This window comes from Sphingobacterium yanglingense, assembly GCF_004363245.1.
Lineage (GTDB): Bacteria > Bacteroidota > Bacteroidia > Sphingobacteriales > Sphingobacteriaceae > Sphingobacterium > Sphingobacterium yanglingense.
The window spans coordinates 524,417-540,145 of sequence record NZ_SNYV01000011.1 but is presented as its reverse complement, the minus strand read 5'-3'; the positions used below and the strand labels follow the sequence as shown (position 1 = coordinate 540,145).

17 protein-coding genes are annotated in these 15,729 nt (G+C 44.8%); 10 read left to right on the top strand and 7 right to left on the bottom strand.

All coding sequences use genetic code 11. From position 1 onward, the window contains the following. Nucleotides 1-19: 19 nt before the first annotated feature. Together CLV99_RS23350 and CLV99_RS04420 are read right to left on the bottom strand one after the other, a co-directional pair. A complete protein-coding gene (locus tag CLV99_RS23350) occupies nucleotides 20-136 on the bottom strand; it encodes an endonuclease/exonuclease/phosphatase family protein (RefSeq protein ID WP_246032690.1) in 117 nt (38 codons plus the stop codon). A 91-nt stretch (nucleotides 137-227) separates the two neighbouring features. Next, a complete protein-coding gene (locus tag CLV99_RS04420; protein WP_133583276.1) occupies nucleotides 228-845 on the bottom strand; it encodes a Crp/Fnr family transcriptional regulator in 618 nt (205 codons plus the stop codon). A gap of 392 nt (nucleotides 846-1,237) precedes the next feature. Between CLV99_RS04420 and CLV99_RS04415 the strand changes: the two genes are divergently transcribed. The 10 genes from CLV99_RS04415 to CLV99_RS04370 all read left to right on the top strand — a co-directional run bounded on the left by CLV99_RS04415 (nucleotide 1,238) and on the right by CLV99_RS04370 (nucleotide 7,775). Beyond that, complete coding sequence (locus CLV99_RS04415) at nucleotides 1,238-1,810, top strand: TMEM175 family protein (protein ID WP_133583275.1); 573 nt, start codon at nucleotides 1,238-1,240, stop codon at nucleotides 1,808-1,810. Between the two features lie 237 nt (nucleotides 1,811-2,047). Then, nucleotides 2,048-2,461 carry a hypothetical protein gene (locus CLV99_RS04410; protein WP_133583274.1) on the top strand — a complete coding sequence of 138 codons (414 nt, stop codon included), beginning with the start codon at nucleotides 2,048-2,050 and terminating at the stop codon, nucleotides 2,459-2,461. A gap of 33 nt (nucleotides 2,462-2,494) precedes the next feature. Next, nucleotides 2,495-3,841: a caspase family protein gene (locus tag CLV99_RS04405; RefSeq protein ID WP_133583273.1), complete on the top strand. Its 1,347-nt coding sequence runs from the start codon at nucleotides 2,495-2,497 to the stop codon at nucleotides 3,839-3,841. A 15-nt stretch (nucleotides 3,842-3,856) separates the two neighbouring features. Continuing rightward, nucleotides 3,857-4,282 (top strand): hypothetical protein, encoded by a 426-nt coding sequence (locus CLV99_RS04400; RefSeq protein ID WP_133583272.1) that lies wholly within the window; start codon nucleotides 3,857-3,859, stop codon nucleotides 4,280-4,282. Next, nucleotides 4,282-4,755 (top strand): hypothetical protein, encoded by a 474-nt coding sequence (locus CLV99_RS04395; RefSeq protein WP_133583271.1) that lies wholly within the window; start codon nucleotides 4,282-4,284, stop codon nucleotides 4,753-4,755. Before CLV99_RS04400 ends, CLV99_RS04395 begins: the two co-directional genes overlap by 1 nt. After that, nucleotides 4,739-5,152, top strand: coding sequence for a protease inhibitor I42 family protein (locus CLV99_RS04390; RefSeq protein WP_133583270.1), 414 nt, complete (start codon nucleotides 4,739-4,741; stop codon nucleotides 5,150-5,152). The genes CLV99_RS04395 and CLV99_RS04390 overlap by 17 nt, the downstream gene beginning before the upstream one ends. 7 nt (nucleotides 5,153-5,159) lie before the next feature. Next, complete coding sequence (locus CLV99_RS04385; protein ID WP_133583269.1) at nucleotides 5,160-6,458, top strand: caspase family protein; 1,299 nt, start codon at nucleotides 5,160-5,162, stop codon at nucleotides 6,456-6,458. Between the two features lie 29 nt (nucleotides 6,459-6,487). Then, the gene (locus tag CLV99_RS04380) at nucleotides 6,488-6,910 is read left to right on the top strand and encodes a hypothetical protein (RefSeq protein ID WP_133583268.1); all 423 of its coding nucleotides are present in this window, start codon (nucleotides 6,488-6,490) and stop codon (nucleotides 6,908-6,910) included. Between the two features lie 13 nt (nucleotides 6,911-6,923). Beyond that, nucleotides 6,924-7,379 (top strand): hypothetical protein, encoded by a 456-nt coding sequence (locus CLV99_RS04375; protein ID WP_133583267.1) that lies wholly within the window; start codon nucleotides 6,924-6,926, stop codon nucleotides 7,377-7,379. A 15-nt stretch (nucleotides 7,380-7,394) separates the two neighbouring features. Further along, a complete protein-coding gene (locus CLV99_RS04370) occupies nucleotides 7,395-7,775 on the top strand; it encodes a hypothetical protein (RefSeq protein WP_133583266.1) in 381 nt (126 codons plus the stop codon). Nucleotides 7,776-7,831: 56 nt separating this feature from the next. Here the strand turns inward: CLV99_RS04370 and CLV99_RS04365 are convergent, their stop codons facing one another. The 5 genes from CLV99_RS04365 to CLV99_RS04345 all read right to left on the bottom strand — a co-directional run bounded on the left by CLV99_RS04365 (nucleotide 7,832) and on the right by CLV99_RS04345 (nucleotide 15,703). Continuing rightward, nucleotides 7,832-9,037 carry a ComEC/Rec2 family competence protein gene (locus CLV99_RS04365; RefSeq protein WP_133583265.1) on the bottom strand — a complete coding sequence of 402 codons (1,206 nt, stop codon included), beginning with the start codon at nucleotides 9,035-9,037 and terminating at the stop codon, nucleotides 7,832-7,834. Nucleotides 9,038-9,040: 3 nt separating this feature from the next. Further along, a complete protein-coding gene (locus CLV99_RS04360; protein ID WP_133583264.1) occupies nucleotides 9,041-9,940 on the bottom strand; it encodes a glycerophosphodiester phosphodiesterase family protein in 900 nt (299 codons plus the stop codon). 2 nt (nucleotides 9,941-9,942) lie between these two features. Further along, on the bottom strand, nucleotides 9,943-11,334 hold the full coding sequence (locus CLV99_RS04355; RefSeq protein WP_133583263.1) for a RagB/SusD family nutrient uptake outer membrane protein: 1,392 nt from the start codon (nucleotides 11,332-11,334) through the stop codon (nucleotides 9,943-9,945). A gap of 12 nt (nucleotides 11,335-11,346) precedes the next feature. Next, the gene (locus tag CLV99_RS04350; RefSeq protein ID WP_133583262.1) at nucleotides 11,347-14,790 is read right to left on the bottom strand and encodes a SusC/RagA family TonB-linked outer membrane protein; all 3,444 of its coding nucleotides are present in this window, start codon (nucleotides 14,788-14,790) and stop codon (nucleotides 11,347-11,349) included. Nucleotides 14,791-14,884: 94 nt separating this feature from the next. After that, complete coding sequence (locus tag CLV99_RS04345; protein ID WP_133583261.1) at nucleotides 14,885-15,703, bottom strand: FecR family protein; 819 nt, start codon at nucleotides 15,701-15,703, stop codon at nucleotides 14,885-14,887. Nucleotides 15,704-15,729: the final 26 nt, after the last annotated feature.

The window sequence follows — 15,729 nt, the reverse complement described above, 5'->3', positions numbered from 1 at the left end:
TAACTCATATGTATTAAAGCTAATTTAAGTCTTTTACGAGATATATCAAAGCAGGAAAGTGGTCAGAATAACCATTCAAAAAGACATTTCCAGAGAATGTGCGTAACGGATATCCTTTATATATCCCTTTCTGCATATATATATATGCAAACAGCTAAAAATACTAACACGTCCGTCTCGATTTTCAGATTAGGATAACCGGAGTAAAACTGATGACCTATTTCAAACTAACGTTTTTCTGGACGTTGATATTTGGCACGCACACGGCATAGCGTCTCTTCTTTCATACCGAGGTAAGAGGCCAGATATTTGAGAGATACCCTACCTACTAAGACAGAACGTGTACTCGCAAATCTTCTGTAACGCTTTTCGGCAGTAGGTAAGCGACACAGGTATGCTCTTTCTTCCGCATCCCTATAGTATATCTCCAGGATCTTGCGACCAATGATATTCGCTTCGTAGAATTTATCGTATAGGTGGTCTAACGATCTGCGACTGATTTCAATCACAACACAGTCTTCCAAAGCCTGAAGATATTCGTCTGTTTCTTCATCCAGCCCCATGTTTCGTATGCTCCCCACAATATTATTTTCTTCGTTTATCCAGGTGGTAATCTCTTTTCCCTCGTCTTTAATGAAGCCTCGTATCAGCCCTTTAACAATAAAGTAGACAACATCCTCCTGATCGATTGGACTACGCAAATATTTTCCTTTTCGTACTGTTATATATTTCGTATTAGCCAGTAAGAAATCCGCTGCAGCCGGGGATACAGTATGTATCTTGTTGAAGAAGTGCAAAATTTCATAACAGGATTTGACTGGGATAAGGGCAGGTTTTTTGATCATCAGGCAATATTTAATAATAGTTTTTCTTCTTTTAATTTTGCGTGAGATACTCCTACATTTCGGCTGTGCAACTTGCGGAGAAAAGGGGATTCATTTTGTAGCAAAAGGCTCCATATAGTGGGGCTAGAATATACGTTGTTCATATACGGGTTATAGTTTGGTGTTTCAACTTACAATATTACAACTTTAGCACTTAAAAGTTTGATTGTTCAGCCATCAAAGTAATATAATATTTCAAAAAAACGCATGCTGTAGAGGAGGATAAAGTTTTTTATCTATTTTTGTGGATCGAATCCGTATTTAATTAAGCGACACCCTCTTTATATTAAGCTGCAGCTCCCATTTGTAATTTCTTTAAAACAGAGGAACAGAATCACTATAGATTTTATACTATGACAACGAGTCGATTAGAAGCTTTCAGCGATGGTGTCCTAGCCATTATCATTACCATTATGGTGTTAGGGCTAGAAGTCCCAAAGGGGGATGATTTACAGAGTCTAGTCCCTTTGATCCCTAAATTGCTTAATTACCTATTGAGTTTCATTTATGTTGGTATCTATTGGAATAACCACCATCACCTCTTTCAAGTCATTCAGAAAGTAAATGGGACATTACTTTGGCTCAACCTCTTATTGCTATTCTTCCTTTCCTTGTTGCCGATTTCTACCAATTGGCTGGGCGAACATGACCACTCGGCTTGGCCGGTCGTTGTCTACGGAATGATATTATTTCTTAGCAGCATTTCTTTTGCATTGATTGAGAAATATGCCCTCCGGTTGGATAATCAGAACGAGGCCCTTCAAAAATCTTTTAAGAATCGAAAGAAAGAAATCGCATCCACGTTATTATATGCAATAGCTATTGTTTTAGCTTTTAGCTTCCCTTATGTCAGCATATTCCTATATGCTTTTGTTGCCTGTCTATGGATTGTCCCCGATAGACGGATAGAGAAAAGCTTAAGTTAAGTACTAGAGCCTCTACCTGTGCTTTTTTTTGCAAAAAGCTGATAAACTATAGTGTTGCCCTTCGTACTACCCTAGGGTAGGCTATAAAACTACCCCTTTTTCACCCACTGGGTATTCGCCTCTTTCTCCCCTACGCGCTACTTTTGCCTAGTCGTCCCATGTTTGTGTAGCGCGGCCCAGTAAAGTATTGGTCTCAACTGGTATCATCTCGAAAAAACATTAAAATTTATATACAATATGAAACACTTAGTCGCGAGCATCATTTTAGTTATGGTGGTCATGTCTGCACAGGCGCAAAGTATCAAATCCGATATAATCGGTAAATGGGAAGTCACCAAAAGAGAGTTTTTCAATAGTAAAGGCAAGCCTGATCCAAAAAGGCCCACCGAGACTGCTAGAGAGTCAGGATATAAAACCATATACGATTTTAAGAAAAAAGGAATACTTGAGTACAGCGAACTCGGGGAATTTGACGCTGACATCCGTGATCTATCCTATATGGTCGACGGTAAAGTTATTATGGTGACTGACAAAGAAACATATGATATCATATGGAAGCTCGACGTCGTCTTCAGTGAATCTAAAAAGACGATATTTCTGATTGAAGAAACTGAATACGGAACGGAACGAAAAACCTTAGTCCGCAGGTAGCTTTTCTCTATTATATAACCAAATCATAATCTAATGCAAAAATTAAAAATTGCTATTATCACGCTGATTACGTTGCTCAGTGCCAAGACTAGTTTGGCGCAGCAGTACATGAAGTTCAGCTGGAAAGACCTTAATATCGACTATTCTGCTTTCGCTTATCTCATTGATAGTGAGAATGTGATTGTACGGATTAACTCAACCCAAAGCGGCGTACTTAAGTTGGCCGAGGCTGCCGGTAAGCTTCGCGTACATCCGGGATATTCCTCAAAAGCCAGGGTTTTAGAAATTGGCATCGGTGAAGTTATCTATTCCAAGGACAACAAGATGAGTGGGAGCTTTCCTGCATTCCGTTTGTTTCAGGAAAACTATGATCCTGTGACCAACAAAGTGTCTGGTCGTTCGTACGTAGCACAAGCTACAAAGATTGCACAGAAAGGCTATCTATCCAGTCGTCCCGATGTTAAAGTACAAGTCTATAACAAACTGAGTGACGTCCAGCAAAACGTAAATGCGGCTGCTTACTTCTTGAAAGAAGAAGCCTATTACAAACAGTTCGCCAAGCCAAGTAGCCCAGCGACCAATAATAATACTTCAACCAATAACAACAGTGGTAATAAACCTGCAGCTTCACAGGCAGCAACCCCTGTTACGGTTCATCTTGTACTAGTCGGTGATACCAAAGATGCTAGCATTGGCGAGTCCGTCAAAAGTGATCTTATCAAGATGAGGTCACTGTTCCAGAATACGATGAGTGTCAATAAAAACATCAAGTTTAACATTAAGGAAATATCGGGCGACCAGCTCATATCCACCAATGTAGAGAATACCGTAAAATCATTGACTGTAGGATCTAATGACGCGATTATATTATATTACTCGGGCCACGGTAGTAATCCAAAGGGTAGCAATAGTGACTTTCCAACTGCGGCGATGATTAAAAGCTCGTATAAGCTGGAAAACATGGGCAATCTCGTATCCAATCGCAACCCACGTCTTGCAATCGTTATCGGCGATCTCTGCAACAGTGTGCCACGTACGCGTACAGCGCTACCAGATCAGCCGCTAATGCGGTCTGCTCCCGCTCAACATGACCCAGCACGTGTTGCTCAGCTCCTGATAAAAGCCAAAGGAAAGATTGTATCTACCTCCTCTAGCTATGACGAATATTCGTATTCATTGGGCAATAATGGTGCTTTCACCAACTCGTTCGTTGATGCTTTGACATCCGCAATCAATAGTCATAGCAATATGTCTGCTACTTGGGATGCTGTATTAAAGCAAAGTTATAAAGAAGCCTATAACAAGACAAGAGATATCGTAAACAAAACTGGGACGAAGGGACAGAATGGTTTTTACCGGGGTTCAGTGGCCTATAACTAATATTCCTCACTATATATGAATACTACAAAACTTATTCTAGTAACCCTATTGATAACAATCGGCTTCAGTGCCTTTGCTCAGCAAAAAAGAGGAAACAAGGAAGTGTACGAGCTGTGCTTTCTACTGCCTCAGGATATGGAGCAATTAGATAATAAAATGCAGATATTGGATTACCCTGTGTCAAAAAAAATATCCTTGCGTCCTAAACAGGCCAAGCAGCTTATTAGTCGCCTTAAAGAAGCTCAGGTGAGCAGTAGTGAGATCCGAAGATGTCCATTCGATCCAATGTATGCTATCTTAATTGACAATAAACCTTATGCGCTATTTAATGCTATAGATTGCCCACGCGTGATGTATCCTTCTGGTGGGAAGGCCGTAAAGCCTATAGATCTCAAAGATCATAATGGCGTGCAGAGTCTTGTCGATAAGATAATAAAGTAATGACACGGAAGAAAATGAGGTTGTTCCTGTTTATTCTGTGTCCTGCCATGCTATTGTCCTGTACGACAGTTACGGAGCACGAGCTACTCGGAGAATGGGACATATACTCTTATCATATCCTCAGTCAGGAAAATGGGAAAACTATGGAAGATAGACGAGTACTCGGGACAGGCGAACAGACTTATACTTTCCTAGGAGACAGTACATGCTACCATAGTTATACAGATATACTTACAGATACGATTGCAAAGGATCACTATAAGTACCTGATCAATCATGATACGTTATCCATGTGGCCGATCTTATTCAATAAAGATGGAATAGATAGCTTAGATCTTGATATGGAGCAGATATACACTATACGACTTCTGGACGATACCCTGCACATACAATACAGCTATACTGGTCAGATGGATTATAACTTTAAATCAGGCTACAAACTCGTTAAAAAACAGTATGAAAACAACAAATAAACAAAGTAAAGGAAGAGTATCACTTGGCATCGCCATATTACTGGTGCTCACTGTGGGATGTGCTTCGCCAAAGGCTGCACGGGATCTCGATTTAGGCACTGTAACCTCCAGTACTCGAGTCCAACTTGAGCAGGGCGAGATCTATACCGTTAAGGTCAAGGAAAATATTACTACGGGATACCGTTGGCAGCTGGTCCTTGACAACGACAATATGGAGGTGATCAAAGACGATTATATCACCCCTATTACCGACAGCGTGATAGTAGGTGCTGGTGGCGAACGTGTATTCCAATTGCGTGCTGTCAAAACGGGATCCTGTAAAGCGACCTTTACGCACGGTAGGTCTTGGGAGCCAAAGCCAGATTCTGGCAAAATTGTAAATTTTAAAATCAAATAGCTTTATTATGATAAAGAAAATCCTATCGACCTTCGTCCTATTCTTGACGACTATAGTCTTGAGCTTTGGACAGAGCTTTAGCCACTACAGTTGGGAAGAAGCTGGGATTAAATACAATGCCTTGATGGTCTATCGTAATGCGGATGATATCTTGGTACGTGTCAACTACGCACAATCTGGAGTGACCAAACTAGCCGAATATAAAGCTGTAATGCTTAAGAATCCGTCTTTTGCTCCAAAGGACCTCGTTTACAAAGGTGGTGATGCCAAAGTCGTATACTCCAAGGACAATAACCTCAATACGATTTACATAGCGGATTACCTCTATCTCACAGATTATAACGCACAGACCAATAAAGGGGCTTCCTATTACGTCATTGCACCTTCCAAAATAGGTAATCAAAACGCCCGTAATGCTGCACTCAAGGTCAAACTGACCCGTTATAAAGATGTAAACGAACTACAAGCATCAGGTTTCAAATTGACCAACTATTTTCTATCCTCCGATCCAGAGTACAAGCGTATCATGGGTACAGGTAGTAATGCTGTAGCTCCTTTTAAGGGCAAAAGCAAAGTGCATGTCATTCTTGTGGGAGACACCAATGACAAAAAACTGGGTAAAGGGATTGAGACCGAAGTAGCTCAGCTCAGCACGTTATTCCGTACTACTATAGGACAGAATAGCGCTGCTGCCGTCAATGTAACTTCCCTTACCGGACAGAACTTTACCCGGGCTGCAATCATCAGTACTATTAATCGCTTGGACATTGGTCCCGACGATGCTGTATTTTTCCACTATAACGGGCACGGGTCCAATACCACTAAGCGAGAGAGTGAATTTCCACGTATGGCATTAAAAGACCAAGGCTATGGGCTACATGATCTCTACACCTTTATCCGTTCTTTCAATCCACGCCTTACGATTGTGACAGGTGATCTTTGTAATTCCGTACCCCGTTCACGGGAGAATGTTGAATCTCAATATCCTGCGACAAGGGCGGTACCCTCACAGATCGATCCTAAGAAGGTTAATCTATTGTTCACAAAGGCCCAGGGAGCACTCATCTCAACATCATCCAGCTATGGAGAATTTTCATGGGCTCTCAACCATCAAGGAGCGTTTACAGGCTCCTTCCGTCAGAATCTAGAAGGTGCACTATACGACAATAGCAATATTCCGGCTTCGTGGACGGGTATCTTGGAAAAGACGTACAAGGAAGCCCTTGAAAAAACCAAACATCTAGACAGTGGAGCAGGAACCAAAGGACAACGTGGCTTCTACCAAGGAACTGTTAAATATATATAACAAGGATGAACCATCAAATAACAAATACTATGAAATCACTAATCCTATTAGTGTTAGCTGCCTGTCTATGCTATTCGTGTAATGGCGTAAAGCGTTCGGTCTCTACCGCTTCTTACAGCCTCCACTATCTTGGAGAGCGAGACGAATCCAAGACAGATATCGTCGATAAGACGATTATCAAAGGCTACAAAATTCTAAAATCAATGCCTTTACAGGATGAAGATGTGAAAACCCTTCGTACAGATCTTAGCAAGGCCAGAGAAGCCGAGGGCGTTATCAAAAAATGTCCCTTTGAGCCTGTGTATGCGCTCACTTCCAAGGACACTTTAGTTCTTCTGTTTGATGTCGAATACTGTCCCCGTATGGAGGAATTCACTGCTGGCAGTAGCCAGTTATACGAGCTTAAGATCGATCCAACACTAAAAAAAACAGTTAATAAATTAATAAAGTAAAAAAAAGAAGAAAATGAAACATCTATTAGCTACAGCCATCTGCTTACTTTTTGTGATCACTAGTCAGGCACAGACATCTGCTGCAGCCCTACTGGGTAAATGGGAAACTAGCGCACTACGCGACGTAAGTATAATCGACGGTAAGAAAACCACGGAAGAGCACTCCTTTGAAGGCGAACGTATTTACAACTTCACTTCAGACAAGCTATGTTATATCACGACTGCATATACCGATGTAGCACATCCGCACAAGTATGTAATCGAGGGGAACAAAGTGTATTTTACCATGGAGCCAGCTCACCTAGCAAAGTTGATGAAAGATGATGCCGAGTACGGCATTGAACTAGAGCCTACCGAATTCGAGTTTAATGTCGATACAGCCAAAAAGAAACTGTATTTGACCCGCACTTCTGTCGATGCAGACAAGAACACCTACCAGTCGGTTTTTATCTTTAAGAAGAAAAAATAAATTAACAACAGAGAAATGAAAAAAATCATTGCAATTCTATTATTTTGTGGTCTGACCACCTTTGTGCAGGCACAAAGCGACTTGACCAAACAGGACAAGCAGACCATACAGGCCTTTGTTTCTGTCCTTAAATCCTGGGATGTCGACAAGATAGCTAATCTGATCTCCTACGATTTCAATAACATCGAAGCCGGAGGCAAGAAGTTAAAGATAAAAGACAAGGAAGCTTTTAAGAAAAACGCGGATAAGATACTTACTAAGAAGAGAGGTGCTGCCATTGTAAATGCCAAGCTATCCGACTGGGAACGTATCGGAGCCAAAGGCTTTAGCCTTCAGACCGATCAAGTCACCATCTGGTCCGACGAAGATGGAAAGAAAATCGTTTCTATTTTTTAATTCTGTTTATAATAGGGAAAGGTCAGCTCTGCTGACCTTTCCCTATTTAAATCCCCCTAATTTTCACTGTGCAAGAGCTGCTCGTCTTTGACAGAGAGATTGCTTTCATTCAGCACATACACTTTAAAAGTCTTTCCGTTCGGATACACCCTCAGAACCACATGTCCCTGCATAGATCGATAAGCTCTGTCAAACCAAGGTCCATATGTAGTACGTGTTTCCGAGTGCATATTGGTGGCGTAGAGATGCCGTGCACGACCTCTACCGAGATTCTGTAGACGATAAAAAACCTCTTGCCCCGGTTGATCCGAACTGTATACCTGCTGTATAGCCACCTGCGGATCCAACCTGCCAATGAAATTCGCATTGTTCGCATCCCTATTGCCATGGTGGTTGAGCACCATCGCATCCACTTTACCTACACTCGCCGCCAGAGCTGTCTCCACATCAAACCACTTCGGTACCGAGCTATCCTGCAACCCTGTATTGTCAGCCCCAAAATAATAGTCAAAGTCACCATAGCTTACTTTAAAGGCCATGCTCAGCGGGTTCTCATTATATCCCCCCGTTGCCATTTCCGCCGCGGTAAATAGTTCCCTGACCTCGCCCCCTTCAGGACTCCACAGGCTAGCCGCATTTTTGATGTTCTGTATGCGAAATGTTGGATACCGTCCCGGATGGTATACAGGCCCCAGCTGGGTGCTGCTACCGACCTGTGCTTTTTCCATATTCCAAGCTCCACTGTCGACGATAGCCATATAGCGTTGAAACACCGTATCCTTTTTCAACTTCGTGCGGAGATCAAACGGAAAACCATAGGACGGGTAATCCCTATCAATAATTTTCTTTGGCGTCAGTTCTGCCAAGAGTTCGGGTACTGCACCGAAATGGTCACTATGAAAATGCGTAATCAGTAGATAATCCAACTGCCGGCTATCCCCAACCCGGTTGCTCATTTTCTGCAGGTACCAGGCCACACGTGCCCCCACCGAAAGGCTACTGTCCGGCACCCTAGAAGTCGCTTTGAGCGGAAAATGACGCTGTTCAAACGCAACCTTGTCCACCGTACCTATATCCACCAATAAGGTGGTGCCATCAGGCATCTGTACAAATGTACTATTGCCTTCTCCCGTGTTGATATGATGTATATCTAGAAAGCCCTCTTCCCAAGGCGGCAGGCTCTGCTGCGCTAAGACGAATTCCACCGGCAGAAGGTAGACTACTGCCAGTAGAACCGATTTTATCAAGAAAGACCGTAACATCCGCTATTTTCTGCCTTTTAGGTAGTCTATTAGCAACTGCGGTCTGTCCGTCTGTATCATATTGACCTGGTGTGCCGGATACCAGTCGTATACCGAAGGATCCAATGCCGCCCGTTCGTCATCATGTCCATCATTGTGTGGAGGCCACAGCGAGTTGACCCATACATTGATGCCCTGTGCGCGGTAATTGACGAACTGTGCTACTGCCGGGGCCTTTTCATCAGGCACGGTAAACTCGATCGCAATGGGCTTGTAGTTGGCCAGATGTGATTCCAGAATCTCCATTGCATCCGGTTTTCCGAGGTTAACGATCGGCATGAAATGAACCTTTTCAAAAGCTTCTCCTAACTGCGCTCTCACCTCCGCATAAGGTTTTCCCGATTTAAGGATTACCTGATCCAACGTATGCGTCTTTTGTGCCACTTCCAGACAGACCGCGAGAAAATCAAAGCCCTTATCGATATTGATCAATATCTTATCCTTACAGACTGTAAGCGCTTCTTCCAGCGTAGGGATCCGGTGCGGAGTCGGAACCCCCAGGCCATCCCGCAGGCGCAACTGTTGGAGGCTATCCAGCGTCCAATCCTTGACCTCCCCCTTCCCCGTTGTCGTACGGTCTATCTTCTTGTCATGCATCAGTACTGCATGTCCATCCTTGGTGAGCTGCACATCAATTTCCACCATATCCACCCCCATAGCGATACAGTTTTTAATCGCCTGTATGGAATTTTCCGGAGCATGGCGCCAGTCACCACGGTGGGCGATTACCCATATTTTGTCCTTCGGTGCCGTTCTGAGCTGTTCGATATGCACCGCATCTTTGTGCTGCTGTGCCGAGGTTAGGTTGAGCTGTCCAATCAGGACAGCTGCAACTAATAGTGATTTTATAAAATGTTTTATCATGATTAATAGCCTGGGTTTTGTTTAATACTTCCATCCGCTGCGATTTGACTTGCCGGAACCGGCATCAGGAGCTTGTTTGCATCGGTAATGCCCAGCACCTCCTTACTGCGCCCCGTACGTAAGATATCGAACCAACGGTGCCCCTCAAACACCAGTTCCTTGCGTCGTTGCAGGTCGATTTCCTGAAATACCGCCGACTTATCCTTTGCTCCTGTATAGACTCCTATGCCGGCCCGTTCCCGTATCCTGTTCAGATAAGCGATTGCCTTATCCGCATCCCCTTCCTCATTTTCGATTTCCGCCAGCAGCAGGATAATATCAGCAAGACGCAATACCACAAAATCACTTCCCGAGTCTCCCACTACCGTAGATGGAACAGCTATTTTGTTGTTATAGGCCAGTCCTGAAGGAAGACGCTTCACATAGACATCCTTCCGCTTATCATTGGCCGCATACAGATTGTAAAACTCCCCCTTCAGCACACCGTGCCCTTTTGTTCCCGTTATCTTACCTTCCACACGCCCCGTCGGATTGAACATCCGGTAGGCATCTGTACCCTCACTGTTCGAATTAACTCCCGAAGCGAATTGCACTGCAAAGAGAATTTCCTTGTTGAGCTCATTGGACAGGGAGAACACCTCTTCCGGGTTGTCCAGCAACTGTAAACCCGCGCTTGGTTTAAGCACTTCTTCAAACAGCGCTTTGGCTGCTGTCCGGTTGCCCAGCGTCAGCTCTACCTTGCCCAGCAGTGCCTCTGCGGAGGATTTGAAGACACGTCCCTTGTTTGACTCATTGCGGTAAGGCAACAGCGCTATCGCCTCCGTCAGGTCCGTTTTTACCTGTGCGTACACCTTATCTTTGTCTACACGTCCCTTTCCAAAATAATCCTGCGGATTCGTTACCTCCTCAATCACCAAAGGCACATCCCCATAGGTACGTACGAGATTGAAGTACAACAGTGCACGCACAAACTTCATCTCGCCGATACGGCTGTTCTTGTTTTCCTCCTTTGCAAAAGCAATAGGCTGTATCCGGTTCAGGACGATATTCGCGCGTTGTATACCGATATAGCTATCCTGCCAGATGTCTTGGATCAGCCCACTTTGTGGGATCACATTGTAGAGATCCAACATCCCGTAGACGCCACCATCGTTGGCAGGCGTCTCATCATAGGCATCTTCGCCCGGTATCTCGCCCACCGCGAGCATGCCGAGATCGTACACCCCTTGTTTTTGGAGCGCGGCGTAAGCCGCATTCACCGCCTCTTCGATCTCTGCCTCATTGCGGTAGAAATTGCCCGCTACCTTTTCCGTTTCTGGATAAAGCTGTAATTCTTTGGTACATGCCGTCGTGCATAGCAACGCGCATACACCTATATAAAAAGTTATCTTCATGTGTTGATTCGATTAATAAGTGACCTTAATACCTAGTGTGAATGTACGTGCAACCGGGTAGTTTCCTCCCGTATTGTAGCCCGATGTCAAGATATTGCTACTCGTCCCGTCAGGGTTCCAGCCTCTGAAATCCGTCTTCGTAAATATATTATTGCCCGACAGGTACACATTCATCTGTGTCAGTTTCAGTCGGCGCAGCGCTTCTGCTGTGAATGTATAGCCGATGCGAACATTACGCAGTCGCAGGTAGTCGCCATTGTTCCGCTCTACTACCGCCGAGCTACGTACCAGTTTACGGCTATTCGAGAAGTTGCCGAAATTAGGTTGTCCCAAGAATCCGTTCGGATTATTCTCCGGGTGGTACCTGTTCTCAAAGTAATAGGTTGTCGGCAAGGCAAATCCCTCGCCAGATTCCGTCAGCGAAGCCATATCCCCGTCCATCAGTGTACGTCCAGAGAGGCCGTTAAAGTCAAAGGCCAGGTCAAACCCCTTGTAGAAGAACTCCGCTCCAAAACCATACGTCAGTTTCGGTGCATAAGTCCCTTTCGACGTCTTATCCCTTTCATCGATTACGCCATCCCCATTCATATCCCGCACCCGATAGTCGCCCAATAAGGTACCATCCAGATGAGGCGTATTGTCAATCTCTTCCTGTGTTTTGAAAACACCATCCAACGTATAGCCATAGATCTCCGCAATAGATCCACCTACAGCCGTTACAAAATTCTGATCAGTCCCTGTTGCGATACGTTGCTGACCCGGACCTAGCGCCAGTACCTTATTCTTATACGTTGTCAGGTTTGCATTGAAGCCCATACGTACCGCGCCCAAATAGAATCCCTTGCCCGACAGCTGTGCTTCAAAACCCTGATTTTCCATCTCTCCGATATTTGCGAGCACCGTATTGTACCCCGTCTGCTGCGGCACAGGCACATTCAGCAATAGGTCGCGGGTATTCGTTTTGTAATAGGCCAATGCGGCATTCAGCTTATTCTTAAAAAAGCCCATATCGAGGCCGATATTGCGTGAGTTCGCTATCTCCCAGCCTAGGTTTGCATTTGGAGCCGTCGTCGTCGTATAGCCCGGCGCCAGATTGGCCCCATTCACGTAGTTGTCAAAGGTCACCAAGGCATGCGAACCGTAGTTTCCGATCTGGTTATTCCCCGTCTTGCCCCAGCTTCCGGCTATCTTGGCAAACGAGATCAACCCTCCTTTTGGAAAGAAATCCTCCTGCGAGATCACCCATCCCAGCGATAGCGATGGAAAATTCCCCCATCTATTGTTCTCGCCAAAGCGCGAAGAACCGTCACGGCGGATGGCCGCGGATAATAAGTAGCGACCAGCATAATCATACTGCAAGCGCGAAAGATAAGATTCCAACGTCCAGGCGTTGACATGTGGCTCCGCCCGAAACGAGCTTGCCCCACCGATGTTGCTGATATTATCGTCGGCATAGCCCGTACCGATCACCTTGTTATAATCCGCACGCTCCTTTTGAAACGTATGTCCCGCCAAGATATCAAAGCTATGCTGTCCGGTTTTGAAACTGTAGTTCAGCGTATTCTCCACTAGATAATTGAACATATTCTCTCGCACCTGATTACCATCCGCATCAGGACGTGGTGCCGGTATACGGTACGCCCCTAGGCTCATGGGGTAGTAATGGTCACTTTGATAGGTGTCATAGTCCCCTCCTAATGTAAATCTATACGTAAGTCCATCCAGAATGCGGTAGTTGGCATAGATATTTCCAAAAGTCTTGAAGCGACGCTTAGGGCTCTGCACTAACGTAGATGTCGCCAATAGGTTTTCTACTGGTGTACCATTGATCGCTACCCCCTCCAATAAGCGCTGTTCCATGATCAGCTGTTCACTGATATTCAGACTGCCATCCACTTTATAAGGGCTATAAAACGGGAAAGACAAAGGCAATAGCCCCAGTGCGCCATTGCTACGGCTAGCCTGATCCTGCGAATTTTGGTGCGTATAGCTTGGCTTCATATGTATACCGAAATCTATCTTGTCGCTCAGCTTGGTATTCAAATTGACCGATGCCGAATAACGTTGTAGATCCGTTCCGATAACTACCCCTTTCTGATCAAAGTAACCTAGCGACGTGTAGAACTTACTCTTCTCGCCACCACCTTTGAACGACAGGTTGTAGTTCGCAATCGGTGCATTCCGAAAAGCAACATCCATCCAGTCTGTATTTGTTAGTCCAGATTCTCCATTGAGATAGGGGTTCAAATAATCCAGGCTTAGTTCCCTACCATCTATGTTCTTACCCTTTATCTTCTTGGTAACCCGTATTGAGTTCGGATCCGAAGCACTTCTATTCGCTGGATCTTTGGATACATAGCCCCAATCTCTAGCTTCCTTAAGGAATTGTGCAAACTGATAGCCATCCACATACTTGACACCTGAAGTCTGCTGTTGCACACCGTAATATGCATCAAAGTCTACCGTTACACGTTCCTGCCCTATTGTCCCTTGTTTGGTCGTCACTAGGATAACTCCGTTGGCCGCTCTAGATCCATATATCGCTGCCGATGCGGCATCTTTCAGAATATTGATGTCAGCAATATCATGCGGATTGATAGCGTTTAATGTGCTTCCTTCCGTAAGCGGAAAACCATCTACAACGATGAGTGGATTTGCTCCTGCGGTTAGTGTTCCTCGACCACGGATTACAATATCGCCTCCTGCTCCCGGTTGCCCATTGGACTGATTGACCACTACACCCGCCACCTTTCCGGCCAGCTGTTGCTCAAAACTGACCGAAGATACCTTTTCCAGCTCATCTGATGAGATCTTACTGACTGCACCGACCACTTTACTCCGTGCCTGCTGCCCATAGCCAATCACCACTACTTCATCCAGCGACTGGTTGACGGCAGTAAGTATAATTTCCTTATAGGTTTCACTGCCAATTACAATGCGCGCACCTTCGTATGCAAGGTGTGACGCGAGCAGTAAGCGATCGCCTGATGTTGGTACTGCGATAGCAAAGCTGCCGTCCGCCCCGGAACGCGTCTTATAGCTGCTGTTCAGAAATTCAATCGATACTCCTGCAATCGGTTTGCGTTCGCTGTCCAACACTTTTCCCTTGAGCATAGATTGCTGTTGTGCCGCTTGGTGCACTTTTCTTACCGTAACTACGTTTCCCTGAACCATAAAGTCCAGCGGAAAGTATTTGCGAAAAAATGAAAGACTCTCCGCGAAACTCTTGAACTGTAGCCTGTTCTTCTCGACCTGTAGCCCCTGTAGGTCAGCGTCGGCAAAGAAAATCTGATAGCCAAAGCGGCTGCCCACTTCGTTTAGTGCTACGCGCACGGCGACGGCCTGTGTGGCATAGTTAGCCGCGATTGTCTCTTTACGGGAATTGACTGCATCAGCATGCACAGATCCCAGAGCCGAAATCGTCATAGCGAAAGCTATAAAACCATTTTTTTTCATAAATTTGAACTACTTAAGAATTGATTCATTAATTATTTTTGTGAATTAATCGTGTTTTTAACGACACCGGTAACTGGTACTTACCGGTGTTTTTTTATTGCATTATTATTTCATGTTCGTTGATACGGTGTACAGTGAGGTCAAACGGAAATCCGATGATTTTTAGAATCTCTTTCAGGTCACCGTTGAAGGCCCCGCTGACTTTTCTCGATTTGAATGTCTGTGGGTATTTGATGGTTGTGTGATAGTGTTTTTCCAGATGAGCGATTACGGCTCCGAATTCTTCTTCCTGAAAACTAAAGTTCTGCTTGGATGAAGCCATGTGGTAGCGTTGCTCCCCCTCATTTGACGAGTACTCCCAGACTTCTCCGGCGAGCAAGTACTGCGGTTGCTCCCCTTTTTCTACTTTAACCTTTCCTTCAATCAGTGTTACCTTCTGTTCGAACGGTCTACTGGAAAGGTGAAATTGGGTGCCCAATACCTGCACTGAAAAGTCAATGGCATCGATTACAAAAGGTTTTCCCTTGTCTTTGGCCACATCAAAATAGGCAAGACCATCGAATGTTACTTTGCGCATCTCCTGTCCAAAATCAGCCGAAACGGTCAGTTTACTGTTTGCTTCAAGATAGACCTGAGTGCCATCTGCTAACTGTACCGTGTCGCGCTCCAAGCCCGTTTGATAGACCAAGGTCGATTCCGTAGCTGTAGGATGCAGATTCCATTTCATCAGCAATAATCCCATAATGGAAATAAGTATCAGCACACTGCTTATTTTTAATGCGCGCTGTCGCTTATATTTTCTGTATCTACGGTCTATTCCCGTCCACATCCTATCGGATACTTCTCCTGACAGGAGATTTTCTTCCTCTTCTGTGGATTCCCAGATCCGTTGTGCGCTATGCTTCTTTTCCATTGTATATCTTAGTATACGCTGGGTTG

What these genes read in the sequence shown, in the direction of transcription:
- CLV99_RS23350 (WP_246032690.1), bottom strand. Translation starts at nt 136, where the DNA reads ATGCAGAAAGGGATATATAAAGGATATCCGTTACGCACATTCTCTGGA.
- CLV99_RS04420 (WP_133583276.1), bottom strand. Translation starts at nt 845, where the DNA reads ATGATCAAAAAACCTGCCCTTATCCCAGTCAAATCCTGTTATGAAATT.
- CLV99_RS04415 (WP_133583275.1), top strand. Translation starts at nt 1,238, where the DNA reads ATGACAACGAGTCGATTAGAAGCTTTCAGCGATGGTGTCCTAGCCATT.
- CLV99_RS04410 (WP_133583274.1), top strand. Translation starts at nt 2,048, where the DNA reads ATGAAACACTTAGTCGCGAGCATCATTTTAGTTATGGTGGTCATGTCT.
- CLV99_RS04405 (WP_133583273.1), top strand. Translation starts at nt 2,495, where the DNA reads ATGCAAAAATTAAAAATTGCTATTATCACGCTGATTACGTTGCTCAGT.
- CLV99_RS04400 (WP_133583272.1), top strand. Translation starts at nt 3,857, where the DNA reads ATGAATACTACAAAACTTATTCTAGTAACCCTATTGATAACAATCGGC.
- CLV99_RS04395 (WP_133583271.1), top strand. Translation starts at nt 4,282, where the DNA reads ATGACACGGAAGAAAATGAGGTTGTTCCTGTTTATTCTGTGTCCTGCC.
- CLV99_RS04390 (WP_133583270.1), top strand. Translation starts at nt 4,739, where the DNA reads ATGAAAACAACAAATAAACAAAGTAAAGGAAGAGTATCACTTGGCATC.
- CLV99_RS04385 (WP_133583269.1), top strand. Translation starts at nt 5,160, where the DNA reads ATGATAAAGAAAATCCTATCGACCTTCGTCCTATTCTTGACGACTATA.
- CLV99_RS04380 (WP_133583268.1), top strand. Translation starts at nt 6,488, where the DNA reads ATGAAATCACTAATCCTATTAGTGTTAGCTGCCTGTCTATGCTATTCG.
- CLV99_RS04375 (WP_133583267.1), top strand. Translation starts at nt 6,924, where the DNA reads ATGAAACATCTATTAGCTACAGCCATCTGCTTACTTTTTGTGATCACT.
- CLV99_RS04370 (WP_133583266.1), top strand. Translation starts at nt 7,395, where the DNA reads ATGAAAAAAATCATTGCAATTCTATTATTTTGTGGTCTGACCACCTTT.
- CLV99_RS04365 (WP_133583265.1), bottom strand. Translation starts at nt 9,037, where the DNA reads ATGTTACGGTCTTTCTTGATAAAATCGGTTCTACTGGCAGTAGTCTAC.
- CLV99_RS04360 (WP_133583264.1), bottom strand. Translation starts at nt 9,940, where the DNA reads ATGATAAAACATTTTATAAAATCACTATTAGTTGCAGCTGTCCTGATT.
- CLV99_RS04355 (WP_133583263.1), bottom strand. Translation starts at nt 11,334, where the DNA reads ATGAAGATAACTTTTTATATAGGTGTATGCGCGTTGCTATGCACGACG.
- CLV99_RS04350 (WP_133583262.1), bottom strand. Translation starts at nt 14,790, where the DNA reads ATGAAAAAAAATGGTTTTATAGCTTTCGCTATGACGATTTCGGCTCTG.
- CLV99_RS04345 (WP_133583261.1), bottom strand. Translation starts at nt 15,703, where the DNA reads ATGGAAAAGAAGCATAGCGCACAACGGATCTGGGAATCCACAGAAGAG.